The following is a 21937-nucleotide window of genomic DNA, read 5'->3' as shown; positions in this document are numbered from 1 at the left end:
CGGCTGTAGCGGAAGTCGTCAAGACTTTCGATCCACGGCGGTTACCCGCTCCTCTCGAAACTCTTGACGAGTTCCGCGACGCGATCCTGAACCGTATTGTTGCCGTAGCGGAAGTCGTCAAGACTTTCGATCCACGGCAGTTACCCGCTCCTCCGAAACTCTTGACGAGTTCCGCGACGGGGTGGTTCACCGTATTGTTGCCGTAGCGGAAGTCGTCAAGACTTTCGATCCACGGCAGTTACCCGCTCTTCCGAAACTCTTGACGAGTTCCGCTACGGGGTGGTTCACCGTATTGTTGCCGTAGCGGAAGTCGTCAAGACTTTCGATCCACGGCGAGTCTTCCTTCCGAAACTCTTGACGAGTTCCGCTACGCGATGGTTCACCAACTTTAATATCTCCACTTCCAACCACTATTCCCGCTTTCGAAAGTCGATCCCGCTCTATTTATGTCCGCTGAATCCCTGCTGCAGAATTACCAACTGATCGACTTTGGCGACGGTCGCAAACTCGAATCGATCGACGGCTACAAGCTCGACCGCCCCAGTCCCGCGGCGGAATGGGATGCTCCTGCGCAGGCCGATGCCTGGCAGCAAGCCGATGCCGTCTACGATGGTTCGTCCTGGACGATCTTCAACGAGTGGCCCGAGTCGCTGGAACTCGACACCGGTGCGTTCCGGTTGGCGGCGGAACCGAAGCCGTTTGGGCATATCGGATTCTTCCCCGAACAGGCTGCGAATTGGCAGTGGCTGGCGAGTTTGGCCGACCGGTTGCCAGCCGACTGTCGCGACGCGATGAATCTGTTTGGGTATACCGGCGGCAGCACGCTGGCTCTTGCTCGCGTCGGATTCCGCGTCGCCCATATCGATGCGTCTAAGCCGAGCGTCGCGCGGACCGGCGACAACGCCCGCCGCAGCGAACTGGGCGACGCGGCGATTCGCTACATCGTCGAAGACGCCCGCCGGTTTGCCGCTCGCGAGATTCGCCGCGGCCGAAAGCACAGCGTGATCGTGCTGGATCCGCCGGCCTACGGTCACGGAACCAAAGGCGATTCGTGGCGGATCCAACACGACCTCTGGCCGCTGTTGGAAGATTGTCTGTCGCTGCTGACGCCTCGCGCGGCGATGTTGATCACCGGCCATTCCGATACGATTTTCGATTCGGATATCAGCGACTGGTTGCGGCAGAACCAACCGGCGGGGCTCGAGATCGAACAGGGGCGTTGCAAGATTCCCGACAGCTCGGGCCGCTCGCTCGACGCCGGATATTTCGTTCGCGCGACCTGGCACCTGGACAGTCCTTCCAACACGGACTCAAGTGATGATGCAAACTGAAGCGACCGCCCAACGTTTGATCGATGAACTGCAGCGGCATTCCCGCGTCGTCGTCGCGTTTTCAGGCGGAGTCGACAGCGCGGTGGTCGCCGCCGCTGCGCAGCGAGCATTGGGCGACAAGGCGTTGGCCGTGAGGGCGATCAGCCCCAGCGTGCCGGAGCGGCAGAGCGAATTGGCGGCGCAGGTGGCTGCGGAAATTGGGATCAATCTACAAACGATCTCAACTCACGAAACCGAACGTCCCGATTACCAACGCAACGATGGCCAACGCTGCTTCTATTGCAAACAGACACTCTATCAAACGCTGGCGACGATCGCCGACGAGCACCGCGACAGCGTGATCTGCAGCGGAACGAACGCCGACGATCTAGGCGATCACCGACCGGGCATCCAAGCCGGTCGCGACGCCGCGGTGCAGACGCCGTTGGCCGATCTTGGGATCACCAAAACGATGGTCCGCCAGCTGGCAAAGCACTGGGAATTGTCGGTTTGGGATCTGCCAGCGGGTCCCTGTTTGGCCAGCCGGATCGCGTATGGCGAACCGGTCACCGTCGACAAGCTGCAACAGATCGATCGCGCGGAAAACTGGCTCCGCGACGAAGGCTTTGCCGAACTTCGCGTCCGATTGCATCCGGGACAGTTGGCGCGGATCGAAGTCCCCGCGGCGCGGATCGCTGAATTGGTGCAGCCGGAGTTTCGCCAGCGGATGAGCCGACACTTCCGTTCGCTCGGCTTCCAGTTCATCACCGTCGATATCGAAGGGCTGCGGTCGGGCAACCTGAATCAATTGGTCTCGATCGGCAATTGATCGCTCGCCGCGGACAAACCTTCTAGCTTGGTAGCTTGGCAGTTGCCCGATTTGCGAATTCCGTTCGCCCGGATTGCAATGCCCGCATCCGCTTGTGGCGTTATACTCCGCCCTACCGACGTCGATCGACCGCTTGGTCGCCTTTCGCTCCGCGAAAGTGCGGATGCACCACGCACTTTTGCGGAGCAAAAGGCGACAACCGTTCAACTGACCGTCTCGGAGCGATGCGCTACCCTAGGCGACTTTCACAACGCAAAGAAAATTAGAAGACATGGATCCAACCACACTGCTGCGTCCCCGACGCAAGATCACCGGGATCTCGGCGATTCTGTTGCCGTTGCTCGAAAACAACGAAGTCGACTGGGACGGTTTTCGCCAGCATGTCCTGCGGACCGCCGACGCGGGATTGACTCCCGCCGTGAACATGGACACCGGCTATGTCAACTTGATCGACGAAGCGACTCGCCTGCAGGTCCTGGACGTGACGCGAGAGGTGCTGGGATCGGGACCGTTTGTCGCGGGAGCCTTTGTTGGCGACACGCCCGGCAGCACGTTGGCTCTCGATGCCTACAAGTCTCGGATCGACGAGATCACCGCGCGTGGAGCGACGCCGGTGATCTTCCAGTCCTACGGTCTGACCGACCAAGGCGACGCCGAGATCGTTGCCAGTTACGAGAAGATCGGCCAAGCGTGCGACCAGTTTATCGGGTTCGAACTGGGGCAATGTTTCCTGCCGTTTGGCAAGATCTATTCGACCGACGTCTATCGCCAATTGATGCTGTTGCCGCAGTGTATCGGTGCGAAACACTCGTCGCTCAGCCGCGCGGCGGAATGGGAACGCTTGGCCCTTCGCGACCAACTGCGTCCCGAATTCAAAGTCTTCACCGGCAACGATCTGGCGATCGACATGGTGATGTACGGCAGCGATTATCTGCTGGGACTCAGCACATTTGCTCCCGACCTGTTCGCTCGACGCGATGCCTATTGGGCCGCGGGCGATCCGGCGTTTTATGAACTCAACGACGCCCTGCAGTATCTGGGCTTCTTGACGTTCCGCCAGCCGGTCCCGGGGTACAAACATTCTGCCGCGATGTTCCTGCATCTCCGCGGCTGGATCGCGACCAACAAAACCTATCCCGGCAGCCCGCAGCGTCCCGACAGCGACCTGCCAATTCTGGAAGACGTCGCGCGGCAGCTAGGCATCTCGCTGGCAAAGGGAGGCAACGCATGAGCTATCCAAAAATCAACAGTCTGAAAACCCTCGACGCTTTTCAATCGCGGCTCGATGAACTGGAGATCCAGATCCCGTTGGATGCTGCGATGCAAAGTGGCGACGCGGCGCCGTTGGCCCAGTCGTGCGATTGGAACGGCGGCACGATTGGGAACCGATTTGCGATCCTGCCGATGGAAGGTTGGGACGGCACGACCGACGGGCGGCCGACCGATCTGACGCGTCGTCGTTGGAAGAACTTTGGACTTAGCGGAGCGAAATTGATCTGGGGTGGCGAAGCGGTGGCGGTCCGTCACGACGGCCGCGCCAATCCAAATCAACTGGTGATCAACTCGGACAACCTCGCCGAGATCGAAGCCTTGCGGACGCTGTTGGTCGACACGCATCGCGAGCATTTTGGCACGGTCGACGACTTGTTAGTCGGTTTGCAGCTGACCCACTCGGGCCGCTTCGCGCGTCCCAACGACAAGAAGCAACTCGAACCGCGAGTCGCGTATCGGCATGCAGTGCTCGACGCGAAGTTTGGCGTCGACAGCGACGCGGCGATTTTGAGCGACGACGACCTCGATCGCTTAGTCGACGATTTCGTCGCCGCCAGCAAGCTCGCTCAGCAGGCTGGATACGCGTTTGTCGATGTCAAACACTGCCACGGCTACTTGGGGCACGAACTCCTCTCGGGCTACGATCGGCCTGGGAAATATGGTGGCAGCTTCGAGAATCGGACTCGCTTTTTGCGATCGATCGTCGACGGAATCCGCAGCGAAGCGGCTGGTTTACAGATCGGCACGCGGATCAGCATCTTCGATTTCATCCCGTTTGAACCGGGTCCCGAAGGGCTGGGGCAACCTAGCCAGACGGGCGAATACCGGAGCGCCTTCGGTGGCGATGGGACCGGTGTCGGATACGATCTGACCGAACCCTCGCGACTGATGCAGCTGTTGGAAGAACTGGGGATCCAGCTCGTCTGCTCGACCGTTGGCAGTCCTTATTATTGTCCGCACATCCAGCGGCCGGCGATCTTCCCTCCCTCCGACGGCTACGCTCCGCCAGAAGATCCGTTGGTCGGCGTGGCGCGGCAGATCGACGCGACGGCGATGCTGAAACGAGCGCACCCAAATCTGCTGTTTGTCGGATCGGGTTACACCTACCTGCAAGATTGGCTGCCCAATGTTGGGCAGGCGGTTGTCCAGCAAGGCATGGCCGACTTCATCGGTTTGGGGCGGATGGTCCTTTCGTATCCCGAACTGCCGGCCGACGTGATCGCGGGGCGGACGATGCCGCGGAAGAAAATTTGTCGCACGTTCAGCGAATGCACAACCGGGCCGCGAAATGGTATGATCTCGGGTTGCTTCCCTCTCGATCCGTTTTATAAAGCGATGCCCGAGCGCCAGCAGATCATGGCCCTGAAGCAGCAGACCAAAGCATGATGGCGATGGTCGCTGACACTGGGCCGAACCCACCTCGTGCAATTCAGATCAGCGATCAACACCTATGCAGTCCAATAACAAATCCGACCACCCCGTCAACGAGCCGATCGACTTGGAAATCAAAGATGCTCAAGTAATCTTCAAATCGGTGTGGAAGGAATTGGAACAGGAGGTCGGGCACGAGAACCTGCGTTTCCCGAAAGAACTGATCCTGCTGGGCGGTGCGCCGGGTGCGGGCAAGGGAACGCAAACGCAGTTCATCATGGCCGCTCGCGGGCTGACCTGCCCGCCGATCGTAGTCAGCGATCTGTTGGTCACTCCCGAAGCCCAGCGGATCAAAGATCAGGGCGGAATCGTCGGCGATGGCGAGGTGATCGGGATCTTGCTGCGGAAACTGTTGGAACCGATCTTTCGCGATGGAGCAGTCCTGGATGGCTTTCCGCGAACGCGCGTGCAAGTCGAATGCCTGAAGTTGTTGGTCGATAAGATCACGCAACTGCACGCCGAGTTCCAAGGGACCGAACTGGCGGTCAACTTCCGCCGCCCCACGATCCACGCGATGCTGTTGTTCATCAGCGAAGCGACAAGCATCAGCCGCCAACTGCAACGCGGCCGAGAGATCGAAGCGCACAACCAAGAAGTCGCCGAGACAGGTATCGGCCGCCCGATCGAATTGCGAGCGACCGATCTGAGTCCGGAAAAGGCGAAGCGTCGCTACCGCGTCTTTAAAGAGATGACGTGGGACGCGCTGCAGTCCCTGAAAGAGATCTATCACTACCACTTCATCAACGCCGAGGGACCGATCGCGGAAGTCGAAGCGAACATCATCGGCGAATTGGCGTACCAAAGCTCGTTGGAACTCGATCCCAGCACCTACGATCGGCTACGTGGTTTGCCGCTAGCGAGCGAGATCACAGTCCACGCGCGGCAGGAACTCGTTCGCCGCCTCGATTCCTACGAATTGGAACACCGCGATCTGTTCATTCGCACCGTCGACACGATCGATCGGAAATTTATGCCGATCATCGAACGCCACGCCCTCTCGGGCCAAGCGATTGTGAACTCCGAAGACGAACTGTTCACCGATCCGCTGGCGCTCTGGATGTTGATCGATATCTTCTCCGAACGCGGCTACCACGCCGTCGTCGATAAACATATCCAAGCGACGCCCGAGCGAATCGATTTGGAGACCGGGCAGATCCACAACCGCTTGAAGACGATCATCCGCACCAAGATCTCATTCAAGGGATCGGAGATCCGCCGCGGTTAGGCTTGGTGTCCAATCGGCAGAGCAAGTCGAACACACTGTGGCTGATAAACTGCAGCGAAGCAAAAGCGAGCGCGCAACCATTTTTGAACCCTAAGCACTTGCCCGAGCCTCTTTAACCCTCGACAATTTGGGTAGATAGAAAACAGACGACCTGCAGATGTGATGGGTTGTCGTACACAGCCCGCTGGGCTTTGGGTGCACAGCTGGCGCGGACTTCTGAATCAACTACAAAAGACACGAAACCGTCGCTTTCGATTCGGGTTTTTCGTAGTTCAAATCTCCCGCTGCTTGGGCCGTTGGTTTGTACGTCTTTTAAACTGGGGCGTTTTCCGTAATTCAAGAGACTCCCAAGATGTTGTTTACGCAAACCCCTTCGACTCACCTTCGCTCTTTTGAAACGGGCGTTCGAATTGGTGCAATTTAGCGTACGCAGAGTCACTCATTTCGTTCACGCAGACCAAAGGACACTCAATGTCTTCGAAAGAAAAGGCGATATCGCTCATTCAAAATCTTGACGATGACGTCTCGATCGACGATGTCATCGATCGACTCTACCTTCTGCGCAAAATCGAACTTGGAATTGTCCAGGCCGATACTGGTGATGTGATGGAGCACGACGCTTTCATGGATGAACTAGAGGCGGAAGATGCCCAACAATAAGATCTTCTGGACGCGACAATCGCGAGAAGATCTCCGTTCGGTGCGCGATCATATCGCGCGTGACGCTCCGGCAACCGCGATGACCTATGGTCGTAAACTCCGAAATTCCGTTGGTCGTCTGAAACAATTCCCGTTCTCCGGTGAGGTTGTACCCGAAATTGGACGCGAAGACTTGCGTGAAGTGCTCCAAGGGAATTACCGCATCATCTATCGCGTTTCAGAGCGGCGGGTCGATATCCTCGCCGTTTTCCACAGTTCGCAAATCTTCGACAAACGCGACCTCGGCAGTGCGGAGTGACCGAAAAGCTGTTTTTGATCTTCGGCCTCTGGAGCATGAAATTCGACATTTCCAATGGCCTTCACGCAACACCAGGGAACGGTGCAAATTCGGCCGCAAGCCCCACGTGATGCGTAGGGGACACGGCAATTTCGTCCGGGCTGAACTTCCTCGCACAGACGACACGTCAATGGAGGAACGACGTTTCGAGCGACTTGCGATCGGAGCACCTAAGTCGGGCTCACTGGCTTTGTTTGAGTCCTCTAATCGACCTGTCGCCACGTGGAAAGCGAAAAGGCAAGGGAAACTTTTTTTCAATTTCTTGTCTGAGGTTTGTCGGCGACGGCAATAATCGCTGTGAACCGACCGATTTCACACCTTTGTTGCTGGTAGACCGCGTGAGCATGATCGCCGACGAGATCCACGAACTGCTGGACCGGCATCGCCCTTGGCTGCTGCGGGTGATCCAGGCGAGGACCACGCTAGCGAGTGCCGTCGAGGATGTTTATTCGGAGGTTCTGCTGGCGATCGCGAAGAGTGATCATCGGCCGCGCGACGACAGTTCGCTCGCTCCTTGGTTGTGCAAGATCGCCATCCGGCAGTCCGCATTGGCCAACCGCACGGCGATGCGTCGCGATCGTTTGAACAAAGACTACGCCCATCAGTCGCCCGACAGCCCCGCCGCAAACGATCCGATCTTCTGGTTGATGGACCAGGAACGACGCGATCTGGTCCGCCAGGTGTTGCACGAGATGGAACCCGACGTCCGCGGCGTGCTGCTGGCGAAGTTCGTCGAGAAATTGACTTACCCGCAATTGGCTCAGCGACTGGGCGTCGCCGAGCATGTCGTTCAATACCGAGTCGCCCAAGCGAAAAAACGCCTGCGGCAAATGTTGACCCAGCGTGGAATCGACCAAGAGGATCTGTCATGAATCCCGAACACGAACAAACTTTGGAACGCTTCGCCGCCGGTGAAATGAGTGTTGCCCAGGAGAACGATTTTCTGGCTCGCTGCGAAATCGAACCGACTCGCTACCGAGCTGCCGCGTTGGCGCTGGTCGAACACCGCCGGATCAGCGACGCGTTGGCTCAGTTTTCGTTTCCCGAAAGCCAACCGACGCCCGCCGCTCAAGTCGCCCCGCATCCGCCGCAGGCGAAGTCCCACGGTGTGACGTTTGCCATAGCGGCGGCGATCGCAGCGGTCGCCGTCGGCGGCTACTTTTTGGGAGCGATCGGCCGCGGCGACGCGATGAACGACAAGCTCGCCGAATCGCAACCGGCAGCGACAGAAGCGATCGCACCAGCACAGGCCCCACCACAGACCGGCGGCAACTCGCAGATCGCGCTGCAGCAGGACGGCGGTCCCGCTGATCCTGGGGGCAGCCCCAAACATGATCCACGCTTTGTGGAACTGCCTCCGGAGGCGGAGGCCGATCTTTCGGAGACTCCCGAAAACCAAGCCGCTCGCCAATTGGGAAGCTTGCTTGCCGAACTGTTCCGCGGTGCCCAACGCGAGCCGATCTTCAGCGACCAAGCCAAATCGAAGCTCCGCAGCGATGGCTGGGAAGTCGAAGAAGAGCCGCTGATCTATGTCTTCAGCACCGACGACGGCGAGCAATACGCCGTACCGACACACAACGCAAACCTGCGTTACGTCAAGCCGTAGCTGCGGTGCAGCCTCTGAACTCGAATGAACCAACGCTTGCGGCGTGGTCTCCCGGTGGGACGCTGCGCTCCGACCGCGACCACGCTTTGCCGAATTGAATGTGCTATCCAACTTCCTTGGGAGAATTGAAATGAAATCGATGTACTCTTTGACGATCGCCGCCTTGCTGTTTTCGGCAACGCTTCCCACTGCAAACGCCGATGATGGTGCGGCGCCAGCGATTCCCGCTCCTCCGGCACCTGCCGCCGAAGCTGATTCCGATGCCGACGCGCTGGCTGATGCGGAGGCCGAATCGGCCGACGTTGAGGCGCGGAAGCCTGGAACGCAGGTGAAGGTCGAATCGAAGGATGGCGAGACGACGATCGTCGTTCGCAGCTTCGGCAAAGTGATCCACGTCGGTCCCGGTGGCCAGGTCGATGTCAGCGACCTACCCGGCGCCGAATCGGCAGAGAGCGAAGAGAGCGATGGCGATTCGCCGCGTCGTGGCATCAAGCGTCGCCGCGTTTTGAATCTCAGCAAGATTATGAAACTGGGGAACGATGGAATCCTGGAGGAACTCGACGCGTTGCCGGTCACGATCAGCACGTTGATCGGCAAGAGCATCACTTCGGATGCGGGAGTCGAAGGAGAGATCCAGGTGATCGGTCCCGATGGCAAGGAGTTCAACTTCGACTTCGAAGAACTCGCCCCCGCCGGTCAGGAACTGGCGAAATCGATCGAACAAGCGATCATCGAATCGGGAGTGGAAATTCCGGCCGATGTCGCTGTCGAACTGATGAAAGCGAAGCAGCGGATCGAAAAACAGGTGCAAACGCTGCGAAACCGAGCTCAACAGCAGGTCCGATTGCCAGCCGCCGCTAAAGCGATTGCAGCCGAGCAAAAGACGATGCACGAGAAAATCGATCGCATTCTGAATCGGCTGGACAAACTGGAAACCGAGGTCGCTGCGATCAAGAAGCAGGCCGAACTGTAGGCCCACGGCCGGGAAGAACTCGAGGAACCGCGTGATTTGCAGCGGAATCGCCCCGCAAATCACGCGACCTCACCCCAGGCCCTTCGCGTCGTGCAGCTTTTCTTTACAATGCTGGCCTCTATGGTTGTTCGCCATCCATTTCGCCAGCAAACTGCACTTGAACTTAAAATGACGCGACAGATCCTGGTCACCGCCGCCTTGCCGTACGCCAACGGGCCGATTCACATCGGGCATTTGGTCGAATACATCCAAACCGACATCTGGACCCGTTTCCAGAAGCTTCGCGGCAACCGCTGCATCTACGTCTGTGCCGACGATACGCACGGCACCGCGATCATGATGCGAGCCCGTCGCGAAGGCCGCAGCGAAGAGGAATTGATCGCGGCGATGCAGGAATCGCACCAACGCGACTTCGCCGGCTTCGATGTCCAATTCGATCATTACGGCAGCACCAACAGCGAGGAAAATCGTCAGCTGTGCGGTCGGTTCTGGCAAGCGATGCGAGATGCCAACCTGATCGTCGAGCGTCCGGTTCAGCAGTTGTTCGATCCGCAAGAGCAGACGTTTTTGGCCGATCGGTTTGTTCGTGGCACCTGCCCCAAGTGCAATGCCACCAACCAGCCGGGCGACAATTGTTCGGCCTGCGGGCACACCTACAGCCCCGCCGATCTGATCGATCCCGTCAGCACGCTCAGCGGTGCGGCACCGGAGCTGCGCGAAGCGACCCATCTGTTTGTCGAACTGGAACAACTGCACAGCTTCCTAGCCGAGTGGGTCAAGGAATCGGGAGCGTTGCAGAGCGAGACGGCGAACTACTTGTTAGGCCACTTCCTCAGCGATGCCCTTCGCGACTGGGACATCTCTCGACCCGCTCCCTATTTCGGATTCGAGATCCCCGACAGCCCCGGCAATTACTGGTACGTCTGGTTCGACGCGCCGATCGGCTACGTCGCCAGCACCCAGCAATGGTGCAACGCCAACGGCGAAAAGCTGGAGGATTGGTGGCAGAACCCGAACACCGAGATCCACCACTTCATCGGCAAAGACATCACCTATTTCCATACGCTCTTCTGGCCGGGGATGCTCAAGACGGCTGGCTTCACGCTGCCGACGAAGGTTCATATCCATGGCTTCTTGACGGTCGACGGCCATAAGATGAGCAAGAGTGTCGGGACGTTGGTCTCGGCCGAAAAGTACCTGGAACATTTTGATCCGACCTACCTGCGTTACTTCTACGCATCGAAGCTGACCTCGCGCGTCGAAGACCTCGACCTGGGGTTGGAAGAGTTTGCTGAGAAGGTGAATTCGGATCTGGTCGGCAAAGTTGTCAACCTTGCGTCGCGAGTCGCCAAGTTCGCGCATCAACTGGGCCTGTCGGAAGCTTATCCCGACGATGGCGGTCTGTTCCAACAGGCGGCCGATGCGGGAGACGAGATTGCCGCGGCGTACGAAGCGTGCGACTACAGCAAGGCGATGCGATTGATCTTGGAACTGGCCGATCGCGCCAATCCATATGTCGAACACGCCAAGCCGTGGGAGATGAAAAAGGATCCCGCGCGGGAAGCCGAACTGCGCGACGTCTGCACCGTCGGACTGAACCTGTTCCGTCAACTGTGCGTCTACCTGGCGCCCGTCTTGCCATCGCTGGCCGAGAAGTGTGGCGAACTGTTGGGCGATCCGATCACCGGTTGGCAGCAGAGCCAATCGCCGCTGCTGGGAACTCCGGTGGCGAAGTTCAAACACATGTTAAAACGTATCGAAGTTAAGGACCTGCAAAAAATGATCGACGAGAGCAAAGACGAATCCGCCGCAACCGAATCCGAAGCCCCCGCCGCGAACCAATGGAACGACAGCGATCAACCGCTGAAGGACGAACCGCTGGCCGACGAGATCACGATCGACGACTTCGCCAAAGTCGATCTGCGGGTCGCTCGCGTGATCAAAGCCGAACAGGTGCCTGAGGCAAACAAGCTGCTGCACCTGACCCTCAGCCTGGGCGGCGACGAGACTCGCAGCGTCTTCGCTGGCATCAAAGCGGCTTACACGCCCGAGCAACTGGTTGGCCGATTGGTCGTGATGGTCGCCAACTTGAAGCCGCGCAAGATGCGGTTTGGACTCAGCGAAGGAATGGTCACCGCCGCTGGTCCCGGCGGCGCCGAAGTCTTTGTGCTCGGCGTCGACGAAGGAGCTCTCCCCGGCCAGCGCGTCCACTAAAAGTGGTGCATATTGTGAATACGCGTCGCGAATCGTCGGCGACGGTGCATAACTTTCACCAGCGACGATGCGCTCAAACGCTCCCGATCGCCCGATGCATTTAGAGATCGAACTCCCGACGACGGTACTGTCCGGGAGTCATGTTGGTCATGCGACGAAAACTTCTAACAAAGTTACTTGTCGTGGAGTAACCAAGTTCATGGGCGATTTCGCGGATCGAAGCCTGCGGCACGGCAAGCAGATCGCAGGCGCTGTCGAAACGCAAACGATCGAGAACATTGGTATAGGTTGTGCCCGAGCTGCGGAGCATGTTTTTTAAGGTCGTTGGGCTACATCCACACACTCGAGCCAGTTGGTAAAGTGTCGGGAGATTGTCCATCCGAAACTGGGACTCTAGCACCCTGTGCAGTGTTTCGACGATCGCCACGCTGCCGTCGGGCCCAAAACGCCAGGCGCTGCTTTCATCCAACGCAACTGCTGGTGGGCTCCATGCCACGCGCTGCCGTAGGAAATCGGTTGGAAATGCGAGTCCCGAGAAGCTGCTTCTTGGGACCGTTGCACATTCTTGCAACGGAAGCATCGCTCGATGTCTGTCCTGCGCCCTTCCCGAAAAGATGATTTGATCGGGTTGCCAGTTCTGGTTGGTTGCGCTCTGGATCAAATGCCAAAAGATCGTGACGGTCAAATCATCGACGTACTGTTGACCGTTCGATATGAATTGCGTTTCGCTGAAACAAAACCACGTGACGTCGCCACGCACTTGGAGAAAGTAGCTGCTTCCTTCATACGCGATAGCACCTAACCGAGCTGCGGTCTCCAACGCATCTTTGACCGTCTTGCACGATTGCATTGCAGTTGCGATTGGGCCCAGGTCGCTAAGGTCGAAATCCTGGTAGGCGGCAAAAACTGCTTCTTCGGTGCCAGCATGGCGGACCACTTCCAACGCAAAGTCGTAGGCTTGCTTTTTGGAAACCCATCCGCCTTCGACGATTATCTGCTGAGGTATCCGTACGGTATCGAGAACCGATTGCGAATCGGCACCGTTCTGTTCTAGGTACCTCACCAGTGGATGTAGTGCCCTGGCGTCAAAGAGTTCAATTTTCACTGTGTCTATCAATACAAAGTTTAGGTTGCCGTTGGCTCATATGAGCGCACCGGTTTGATTGACCCGGCTATACCGGATCGTATCATAGCTGGGGTGGCGTGTTGCCGTTGCCACAAAGCTACGGGCGTGAATAACGCTACATCACGCCGTGGCTCTGTTCCGTTGCGCGTTTCCTAATGCGGTCTCTATCTCTTCGCGACAAAGATCGATCGGCGCGCGACTCTTTTACCTCCACAACAGCTAGGAGAACTGCAGGTATGTTCTACCCCGTTCGCACAGCAACGCTTTATGTGTTGTTAACACTATTCGTCAGTCCGATCTTCGCGCAGGATCGGCCCAACATCTTGGTCATCATGGCGGATGACATCGGGCAGACCCAGATCTCTGCATATTCGCACGGGATCGTTGGATATCGTACCCCGCACATCGATCGAATTGCCAAAGAAGGCATGATGTTCACCGATTATTATGCTGAACAAAGTTGCACCGCGGGACGATCGACGTTCATCACCGGGCAGTGCACCTACCGCACTGGGCTCTCCAAGGTTGGCCTTCCTGGTTCCGACGTAGGCCTGCAGGCAGAGGATCCGACGATTGCGGAATTGCTCAAGCCGCACGGTTATTCGACGGGGCAGTTCGGCAAAAATCACCTCGGTGATTTGGACAAGTTCCTTCCGACCAATCACGGTTTCGATGAATTTTTCGGAAACCTTTATCATCTGAATGCGGAGGAAGAACCGGAAAACCGCAACTATCCCCGCAATCCTGAGTTCCAAAAACGTTATGGTCCTCGCGGGGTGATCCATAGTTTTGCCGATGGCAAAATCGAGGATACGGGGCCGCTTACCAAGAAGCGTATGGAATCGATCGACGATGAAACGACCGATGCTGCCGTCGACTTCATGGATCGCCAAGTCAAGGCAAAGAAGCCTTTCTTCTGCTGGTACAACTCGACACGCATGCACCTCTACACGCACGTCCAAGAAGATCGACGCGATAAACCGGGGCTGACGGCTCGCACCGAATACGCCGACGGAATGGTAGAACACGATGGGCATGTCGGAAAACTGCTCAAGGGGCTCGATGACCTCGGAATTACCGACAACACGATCGTCGTGTATACAACGGATAATGGTCCTCACAAGAACAGCTGGCCCGACGCCGGGATTAGCCCTTTCCGGAGCGAAAAGGAGACGAACTGGGAAGGCGCATTTCGTGTGCCGTGTGTTATCCGCTGGCCTGGCAACATCAAGCCTGGCTCGGTTTCAAATGAAATCGTCAGCGGACTCGATTGGCTGCCAACGTTTGTCGCCGCTGCGGGCGAACCAAAAGTTAAAGAGAAGTTGCTGAAGGGCTACAAAGCAAATGACAAAACCTTCAAGGTTCATCTGGATGGCTATAACCTCTTGCCCTACCTGACGGGCAAGGAGGAGAAGTCGCCGCGAGAATCGTTCTTCTACTTCAACGATGACACTCAATTGGTTGGCATTCGCTTTGCAAACTGGAAGCTCGTCTTTCTGGAGCAACGGGCCCAGGGAACGTTGAGGATTTGGGCCGAACCGTTTACACCGCTTCGCCTGCCAAAGATGTTCGACCTCCGTGCCGATCCATTTGAACAAGCCGACATCACCTCCAACACCTATTACGACTGGTTGCTGCGTCATGCCTTCTTGATCGTTCCTGCACAGCAATATGCAGCTAACTTTTTGAAGACATTCAAGGAGTATCCACCACGGCAACCACCGGCCAGCTTTAATCTCGACGACGTGATGAAGAAGCTGTCAGAAGCTGGCGGCGGACACTAGTTCCAACCGTCCGGTTTGACTCATCAAGCATTTCCGATACGGCAACGGCTCATCGAGCTGTTCCGTATCGGAATCTTGATCTTGTACCTGGTGACTAACTTCAAGCCGCGCATGATGCGGTTCGCCCATAGCGAAGGCATGGCCACAGCGGCAGGTCCCGGCGGCGTCGAAGTCTTTGTGCTCGGCGTCGACGAAGGAGCTCTCCCCGGCCAACGCGTCCACTGATCGCCGGCGGCAGAGTTTTACAATCCGTCGATTCGCATTCGCCACAACCGCCAACCTACACCCGCCCGGCAACGCCGGGAGGGTCGAAAAACGTGCGTTTAGCAAGTTTTTCGGGGAGGGCATACCGCACGATCAATCACCGCGTGACGCCCCTCCCAGAACCTCGCTGCGCTGGTTCGACCCTCCCCCGCAAACTGCGTTTGGGGAGGGTGAATAATTGCGGTAGCAACAACTCAACTTCACCCGCCCGGCAACGAGGTTGTCCGGTTTTCAGGGTGTGGCTTTTGTTGAGTTTTTTTCACTTTGCTGGAGCTTGTCGAGGCGGAACAGGTTGCGGGCCAGCGATTACCTTTGTCGTCGGCAAAGACCAACTCAACGCTCTGGCCGCGAAGTGCAGGGGCGAAAGGGACAGGCACATTCCTGGCACGCCTGGCGCGGGCCGAAGGTCCAGCAATTTGCATAGCCCAGCCTGCAGGGCTGGGTATCAGCCGACGGCGCCCGGTTTCATTTCACAACAGGCGAAGGGGCAACGTCCCGGGGTGGGTGGTGACAATCGACCGGGCCTACAGCCCAACCATGTCAATCATCGCCGCTAGAACCCAGGCCGATGGCCTGGGCTATGCAAACGGTCGAGCCTGCGGCCCTGACTCGGATGAATGCGATGTGGAACGGTCTGCGACGAACGAAAGACTTCCCACTGGCCTGGCAAGCGTTCGGTCGCGATAACTCACCATGACTTACGTATAACTGACAGGACGCGAGTCCCAGGCTTTTGCATGCCGTCGCTTTGCGACTAGGCAGCCCCGCGGTTACGAGCGTCGCAACCTAGTTCTTTTCCAGGATGCCGGCACCGAAGGTGACACCGCCACCGTAGGCGCACATGCCGAATCGCTCGCCAGGTTTCATCTTCGGCAGGACTTCGTCCAGGCACAGTGGGATGCTGGTCGAGGACGTGTTGCCGTGCTCGCGGATGTTGCTGAAGACCGACGACGACACGCGACTCTGGATCGCATCGATGATCCGTTGGTTCGCTTGGTGCGGGATGATCAGGTCGAGGTTGTCGATGCCGTAACCCTGTTGATCGCAGACTCGCGTCATGCTGCCGATCATCGCGCGAACCGCTTCGGCAAACACTTTGCGGCCCTTCATTTTGATGAAGCCATTGTTTTGCGACGGTACCGACAAGGTGCTGCCATCATCGGCTCGAGCCGACAGCTCGGGACGGTGCAGCCGCGCCTTCGATTGGCCGAAGTGATCTTCGCCGTACAACACGGTCGCACTGCTGGCATCGCCAAACAGAATCGCGGTGTCCAGGTCGCCCAGATCCAACAGTGGCGAAAGGACCTCGGCGGTCACAACCAACACGCGGGCGTGCGGCTTGCTTTGCAAGAAGTCGTAACCAGCTTGCAACGCGTACAGATATCCCGAGCAAGCCGCGCTGATGTCGTAGGCTTGGATCATCGCTTCGCTGGCACCGCCGGTCAGTTGGTGCAGGACTTGGCAAGCCATCGACGGCGTGACAACGCTTGGCGAAGTCGTCGCACAGATCACCAGATCGATGTCGTCGACGATCAAGCCTTCTTTGTCCAAGACTTCCCAGCACGCCTGACTGGCCATGCTCTGAGCGGTCTCGCTTCCTTGCACCCAGTGACGGAACTGGATTCCGGTGCGACGCATGATGTCTTCGGGCGACATCGACTTGCCTTCGACAAGTTCTTCGTTGGTGATCAACCGGCTGCCTTGAACCGTTGCGACGCTGGAGATTCCAACATCGAACGGCCGACGTTCGATCGTCTGGCGAGGAACCAGCAAGCGGTTTGGATCGGTCACGCGGCGACGCAGGACCGGAGTGCCAGGGTTTTCGGTAGTGACCGGTTTCGGTCGCTTGTTGTCGGTCGCACAACGGACGCTGGCGATCACATCGCCGACGGGAACCGTATCCCCTTCAGCAACAAAGATCTCTTCGATCGTGCCGTCGATTTGACTTGTCAGATCGAAGACGCTTTTGGTCGCTTCCAACGATGCGACGATGTCTCCGCGAGACACCTGTTGGCCGGGCTTGATATTCAGTTCGACCAGCAGAACGTTTTCGTCCGACGGGCCCGAACCGATCGCTTCGATCTCCGCCATGCCGACTTCCAATTCCTTCGGCGGAATCCATTCGATGTCCATGTTCAACAGCTCAGCCGCTGTCGACAGAACGCGTTTGTACGATGGCAGGACTTCGATCTGGTTGGCGAAGTTGCACGGAATCAAGGTGTCCGCTCGCGTCACGCGTCGCATCGCCACGGGAACGCGGGTCTTTTCAGCGATCGTCGCGACGACTTCGCCACCGATTCCGCAGGTGTGATTGTCTTCGTGAACGACGATCATGCGAGCTGTTTTTTCAGCTGACGCCAGCACGGTCGCTTCGTCCCAAGGGGAGAGCGAACGCAGGTCGATCACTTCGGCTTCGATCCCAGCTTGTTCCAAAGCAGTCGCCGATTTTTCGCACAGGCCGACGGTATTTCCCCAGCCGACCAAGGTGATGTCGCGGCCGGCTCGCACCTTGCGTGCAACTCCGATCGGCGTGAACTGTTTCGCGGTGTCGGGGCTCGTCGATTGGCTCGGATCGTTCAGCAACGCCTTCGGATAGAAGAAGACGCTGGGACGTCCCGATTCAAACGCAGCGTTCAACATTCCCGCCGCATCGCCGGCGGTGCTGGGCATGTAGACGTCGACGCCGGGGATGTGAGCACAGACCGATTCGAACGAGTGCGAGTGGAACGGGCCCAAGCCGGGGCGATAACCGCCGCAGGGAACCATCACGATCACGGGCGATTCCCAAGTGCCGTTGGTCCGCCAGTACATGCTGCCCAGTTCGCTGGTCAATTGGTTGTAGGCCAGCGGCAGGAAGTCGGCGAACTGAATGAAGGCAACCGGTCGTTGTCCGACGAGAGAGCGGCCGATGGCGTTTCCCAGGATGGTCGATTCCGACAGCGGAGCGTTGCAGACGCGTCCGGGAAACGCGGTGCTGAGTCCACGCGTGACGCCAAAGACGTCACCCTTAGGATCTTCGATATCCTGACCGTAAAGGAAGACGCGGTCGTCGTTGCCCAAGCGATCACGCAGGACCGAACGCATCGCGTCTTTCATCGTCAATTGGCCGTCGGCCTCCCGATCGCCGCGTTGTTCGCGCGAGGGATGGGTCAATTCGACCAGCAATGGTTTCTTGGCTTCGTGCGTCGCGGAGGGTTGAGCCGCGTAGATCGCGTCGTTTTCATCGGCAACCACTTCGGCCACGACGGTCTCGCGAATCGCTGCCAGTTCGGCTTCGCTGATCCCACGCTCGAGCAACTGTTGCTCGAAACGGACCAACGGATCGCGTTCTTTTTGAGCCGCTTCGATATCTTCGGTCGGCCGATAGATCGATTGATCGTCGGCGTTTGTGTGGTTGCTCAGCCGTTCGGTTTGCAACAGCACCAAAGCCGGGCCGCGCGATTCGCGAACCTGTTGAACCAAGTCGCCCATCGCTTCGTCGGAACCGATGATATCGCGGCCATCGACGCGGTGGATCGGCAGACCATAAAAGGAATCGGCATCGCCATCGGGGCGCGAGAAGAACGTTTGCCCGCGCGTCTCGGTCGAGATCGCCCATTGGTTGTCTTGGATGACGATCATCAGCGGAACTTGCAAGCGAACCGCTTCGGCAACGCCTTCCAAGAACTCGCCTTCTTGAGTCGATCCGTCGCCGATGCAGTAGATCGTGACCGGTTTGTTTTTGTTTTCCTTGGTCGCCGCAGCAACGCCTACCGCTTGCAGAGCGGCGTTTCCAACGGGGCCACCGAGGCTGAGGATATGCAGGTCGGCATCGCTCATCTGGGCGCACATCTGGCGGCCGCGAGAGTGCGAGGTGTCGTTGCACAGCGACGCATCGAAGAATTTGCGCGCAGTCACACCGCGAGCAATCATCAACGCCTTGTCGCGGTAATGCAGATGCAACCAATCGTGTTTGGTCAGATGACGCGCGAGGACTGCCGGCGCTTCGTGGCCGGCCCCCGAAACGTGAAAGAAGGCCTCGCCGCGGCGGGTGAGTTCCTGCTCAACACGATCAACTTCGCGGGCCGTGAACAGCGACTTATAAAGCGACAGCAGTTGATTTCGATCCATCGAAATATTCCGGTCGAGAGGACTGAGCAATATCGATTGTCGCGACTCGAACCTCTCTGACATTGCTATCAAAGTCGCTCGGGTCGGGACAACCGGCGGGACTAGCGATGCGGGAAAAGCGATCGCCTGTAATTCTGTATCGGATCTCGCACGCCGGACGATCATTCCTCATGAATGGATTCTCGGAGTTATAGCGAGCCAAACGAATGGTCGGACAAATCGCAAATTAATGCAATACAAACCTGGGGACTTTTCAGCGAGATCGTGTCAGCTGTTCTTGCGGCGTGGAGAGAGGGGAGGTTTGGGGTATTTGGCTGCCGCCTTCCATCCCTCGACATCGGGGGGCCGCATTGCACTGAGCGATTGCCAGCGGGGCCCCTGGTGCCGGCAGAGACCCCAAATTGAAACGCGCAATCGCTCTGCCGGCGACGCTGCAGCCGGCTCTGCTGCGGGCGCTCGACCAGCGTTCCCCTTGAAACGTCGTCCGGTGACGCCGTTCGAAGAGCCTGCGGTTTGTTATCGTTTTTTAATCCGTGACGAACGAGCCATAAGTACTTTATAATGGAAGAGCGGCGTCTCGCTTACACGCTGCAGGGGAAAGGGGGCCAAATGATTTTGAGTGGATCGAGGTGGAACGGTGGCCGCAAGCAAATATCGCAACGCGCCAGTTGAGCACAATTCCTTGGACGACGACAAAATCATCTGACATTTCCTACGTTGCGTAGCGTTGCCGGTCAAAACTTCGTGGGGGGGAGAGTCGCGGATCGCCCCACCGACCAGCTTGCCATACGTCAAAACCGAACCGACCGCGCCACCTCTCCCAACCCGACGTGCCCTTGCACAATCGATCCGGCACCGAGCCTGTCCCCAACTCGCCCCCTCTAGTTTCGGCGAAGGCCAGCCCTTCGGCGTGGCGCACCGGTACGCTAGCAAGGCGTTCTAACCGAACGCCCAGGACCACTTTCCTGAACCTGCTTGAACCTGCTTGAACCTGCTTGAACCTGCTTGAACCTGCTTGAACCTGCTTGAACCTGCTTGAACCTGCTTGAACCTGCTTGAACCTGCTTGAACCTGCTTGAACCTGCTTGAACCTGCTTGAACCTGCTTGAACCTGCTTGAACCTGCTTGAACCTGCTTGAACCTGCTTGAAATGGTCTGTTGGCAGCGGCCCCAGTCGTGTTCACTGGTTGGCTTTTGGGGACATCTTGCGGACTGGATTGCCCTTTCACTCTGCACGCGGTTTTGCTAGATCATCGCGACACCCCATACGCATGGGCGTTTGCGTTTGGCTGACGGAGATAAGGGCGTTTCACGCTTGACCATACAACGTCGGGAAGGTGGGAAGCAGGTTCTGGCTGTGTCGAAACGTTTGTCTTTCTGGGACTAGAGATGAAGCTGAAAAAAATCTTTGTTCATGCAGCCTACCCGCTATGGAGAAAGAACGCGTTGGTCGGGTTTGCACGCGCCAAGCAACTGCAAGACCAGGGGCATGACGTGACGGTTACCTATTGCAATGCGAAGTGTGGCGTCTGCGTTTGCAACGAAGCGGGCAATCCGCTGGTATGCACGATGTGCCATTTCGCAACCAAACGAACTGCAAAAAAATTCGGCTTGCCCGTCGTGGCACTATGTCCCGACAAGGTCGATATCGAGGTGGAGAAAGAACTGTCGATTAGCGAACGCAAGGAGATTGTTGAGGGAGTTCTGAGCGCCTTTATTTCATCGTTCCGTCTGCTGCCCAAAGACATTCGATCGCATCGCTTGCTGCGTTGGCTCAAGCGGCGATACTATGTGACCAGCACGCGGCTGCTGGTCCAAATGAAACGCCTGATAACGAAACACGGCATCGATGAGTTCGAAGTTTTTAATGGCCGCCACGCCTGCAGCAAGTTCGGTATCATCGCAGCCAAACAGCAGGGCAAGCCGTTTAATACGCTGGAAGTCACCGCAGCAAAGCGTCCGATCATCCACCTCGGCCACACGGCCCACGATCGGGTAGGCATCCAGAAGCGAGTAATGCAGCAAGAAGTTGACTGGCAACTAGCAGAAAAGTTCTTTTCCGACCGGCAGCATGCAGCCAGCGCCAATCAATTTGCGAAACACCAATGCGAAGCCTTCGAGGTGCCCGACACGACCGGGTTTGATCGGATGGTTCCGATCTTCCTAAGCAGTCAGGACGAATTTGCTTCTTTGGGGAAGGCCTGGAAGTCGAGCTTCGATTCAGAACATCTTGTCTTGATGCGGCTGTGTCAGCGCAATCCTAGAACCTTGTTCTGCATTCGTTTTCATCCCAACCAAGCTGGCATTCGCAGCGATATCACCTGGCCCTACCAGGCGCTCGAGCAGATGCCCAACGTGAGGATCTACTATCCACAGGACCAAGCAAACACCTACGATCTATTACATGCTGCCCATACCGTAATCGCATTTAATTCAACCGTCGCCGTGGAGGCATGTTGGATTGGCAAACCCGTCATTATGATCGGGCCGTCGTTTTACGACAGTTTGGATGTAGCGTACACGCCGGCCAATGAAAACGAACTGCATGGACTGATGTGCGTCCAGCGGCTAGAGCCAAAAGACCGAACCGGGGCAGCGAAGCTGGCGTATTACGTTACCCACGCCGGCGATGACCTGCCTTACCTGATGACGGAAAACAAGGTGATGAAATCAACCGAACTAAGCCGCAGCTTTCCGCTCATCCCCATCCTGGCTAGAAACATAAACACGTTGTCATCCCAGGTCCTAAGGTCGGTCGCCTAAACAACCGGCCATGCAGCAGCGAAGCAGGTTGCC

The 21937-nt window shown here is 57.6% G+C and carries 15 protein-coding genes and 1 pseudogene; 14 read left to right on the top strand and 2 right to left on the bottom strand.

Translation table 11 applies throughout. The features are described 5' to 3' along the window. Positions 1-446: 446 nt before the first annotated feature. The 11 genes from CA51_RS08800 to metG all read left to right on the top strand — a co-directional run bounded on the left by CA51_RS08800 (position 447) and on the right by metG (position 11857). Positions 447-1331, top strand: coding sequence for a class I SAM-dependent rRNA methyltransferase (locus tag CA51_RS08800; RefSeq protein ID WP_145119722.1), 885 nt, complete (start codon positions 447-449; stop codon positions 1329-1331). Continuing rightward, positions 1318-2139 (top strand): ATP-dependent sacrificial sulfur transferase LarE, encoded by an 822-nt coding sequence (gene larE / locus CA51_RS08795; protein WP_145119720.1) that lies wholly within the window; start codon positions 1318-1320, stop codon positions 2137-2139. Before CA51_RS08800 ends, larE begins: the two co-directional genes overlap by 14 nt. Positions 2140-2410: 271 nt before the next feature. Further along, on the top strand, positions 2411-3370 hold the full coding sequence (locus CA51_RS08790) for a dihydrodipicolinate synthase family protein (RefSeq protein ID WP_145119717.1): 960 nt from the start codon (positions 2411-2413) through the stop codon (positions 3368-3370). After that, entirely contained in the window at positions 3367-4797 is a 1431-nt protein-coding gene (locus CA51_RS08785; protein ID WP_145119715.1) for an oxidoreductase, read from the top strand. Before CA51_RS08790 ends, CA51_RS08785 begins: the two co-directional genes overlap by 4 nt. A gap of 64 nt (positions 4798-4861) precedes the next feature. After that, a complete protein-coding gene (locus CA51_RS08780; RefSeq protein WP_145119713.1) occupies positions 4862-6067 on the top strand; it encodes a nucleoside monophosphate kinase in 1206 nt (401 codons plus the stop codon). A 471-nt stretch (positions 6068-6538) separates the two neighbouring features. Then, positions 6539-6727 carry a hypothetical protein gene (locus CA51_RS08775; protein WP_145119711.1) on the top strand — a complete coding sequence of 63 codons (189 nt, stop codon included), beginning with the start codon at positions 6539-6541 and terminating at the stop codon, positions 6725-6727. After that, positions 6714-7025 carry a type II toxin-antitoxin system RelE/ParE family toxin gene (locus CA51_RS08770; RefSeq protein ID WP_145119709.1) on the top strand — a complete coding sequence of 104 codons (312 nt, stop codon included), beginning with the start codon at positions 6714-6716 and terminating at the stop codon, positions 7023-7025. The genes CA51_RS08775 and CA51_RS08770 overlap by 14 nt, the downstream gene beginning before the upstream one ends. A gap of 359 nt (positions 7026-7384) precedes the next feature. Continuing rightward, positions 7385-7936 (top strand): RNA polymerase sigma factor, encoded by a 552-nt coding sequence (locus tag CA51_RS08765; protein WP_145119706.1) that lies wholly within the window; start codon positions 7385-7387, stop codon positions 7934-7936. Then, a complete protein-coding gene (locus CA51_RS08760) occupies positions 7933-8670 on the top strand; it encodes a hypothetical protein (protein ID WP_145119704.1) in 738 nt (245 codons plus the stop codon). The genes CA51_RS08765 and CA51_RS08760 overlap by 4 nt, the downstream gene beginning before the upstream one ends. Before the next feature lie 130 nt (positions 8671-8800). Beyond that, positions 8801-9643, top strand: coding sequence for a hypothetical protein (locus CA51_RS08755; protein ID WP_145119702.1), 843 nt, complete (start codon positions 8801-8803; stop codon positions 9641-9643). Between the two features lie 168 nt (positions 9644-9811). After that, on the top strand, positions 9812-11857 hold the full coding sequence (gene metG, locus CA51_RS08750) for a methionine--tRNA ligase (RefSeq protein WP_145119700.1): 2046 nt from the start codon (positions 9812-9814) through the stop codon (positions 11855-11857). Positions 11858-11957: 100 nt separating this feature from the next. Here metG and CA51_RS08745 read toward each other — a convergent pair whose 3' ends face one another. After that, on the bottom strand, positions 11958-12962 hold the full coding sequence (locus tag CA51_RS08745; protein WP_197451694.1) for an AraC family transcriptional regulator: 1005 nt from the start codon (positions 12960-12962) through the stop codon (positions 11958-11960). A 257-nt stretch (positions 12963-13219) separates the two neighbouring features. On the opposite strand from CA51_RS08745, the gene CA51_RS08740 reads away from it, so the two are divergent. Both CA51_RS08740 and CA51_RS26335 read left to right on the top strand, forming a co-directional pair. Further along, positions 13220-14767 (top strand): arylsulfatase, encoded by a 1548-nt coding sequence (locus tag CA51_RS08740; protein WP_145124082.1) that lies wholly within the window; start codon positions 13220-13222, stop codon positions 14765-14767. Positions 14768-14857: 90 nt separating this feature from the next. Further along, positions 14858-14992: pseudogene (locus CA51_RS26335) on the top strand (hypothetical protein); the annotation flags it as partial. Positions 14993-15817: 825 nt separating this feature from the next. Here CA51_RS26335 and CA51_RS08735 read toward each other — a convergent pair. Then, entirely contained in the window at positions 15818-19141 is a 3324-nt protein-coding gene (locus tag CA51_RS08735) for a beta-ketoacyl-ACP synthase 3 (protein WP_145119696.1), read from the bottom strand. A 1389-nt stretch (positions 19142-20530) separates the two neighbouring features. Between CA51_RS08735 and CA51_RS08730 the strand changes: the two genes are divergently transcribed. Next, positions 20531-21904 (top strand): capsular polysaccharide export protein, LipB/KpsS family, encoded by a 1374-nt coding sequence (locus CA51_RS08730; protein WP_145119694.1) that lies wholly within the window; start codon positions 20531-20533, stop codon positions 21902-21904. The last annotated feature ends 33 nt before the right edge of the window (positions 21905-21937 follow it).

The organism is Rosistilla oblonga, from assembly GCF_007751715.1.
GTDB classification, from domain to species: Bacteria; Planctomycetota; Planctomycetia; order Pirellulales; family Pirellulaceae; genus Rosistilla; species Rosistilla oblonga.
This window is presented reverse-complemented; position numbering and strand designations above follow the sequence as displayed.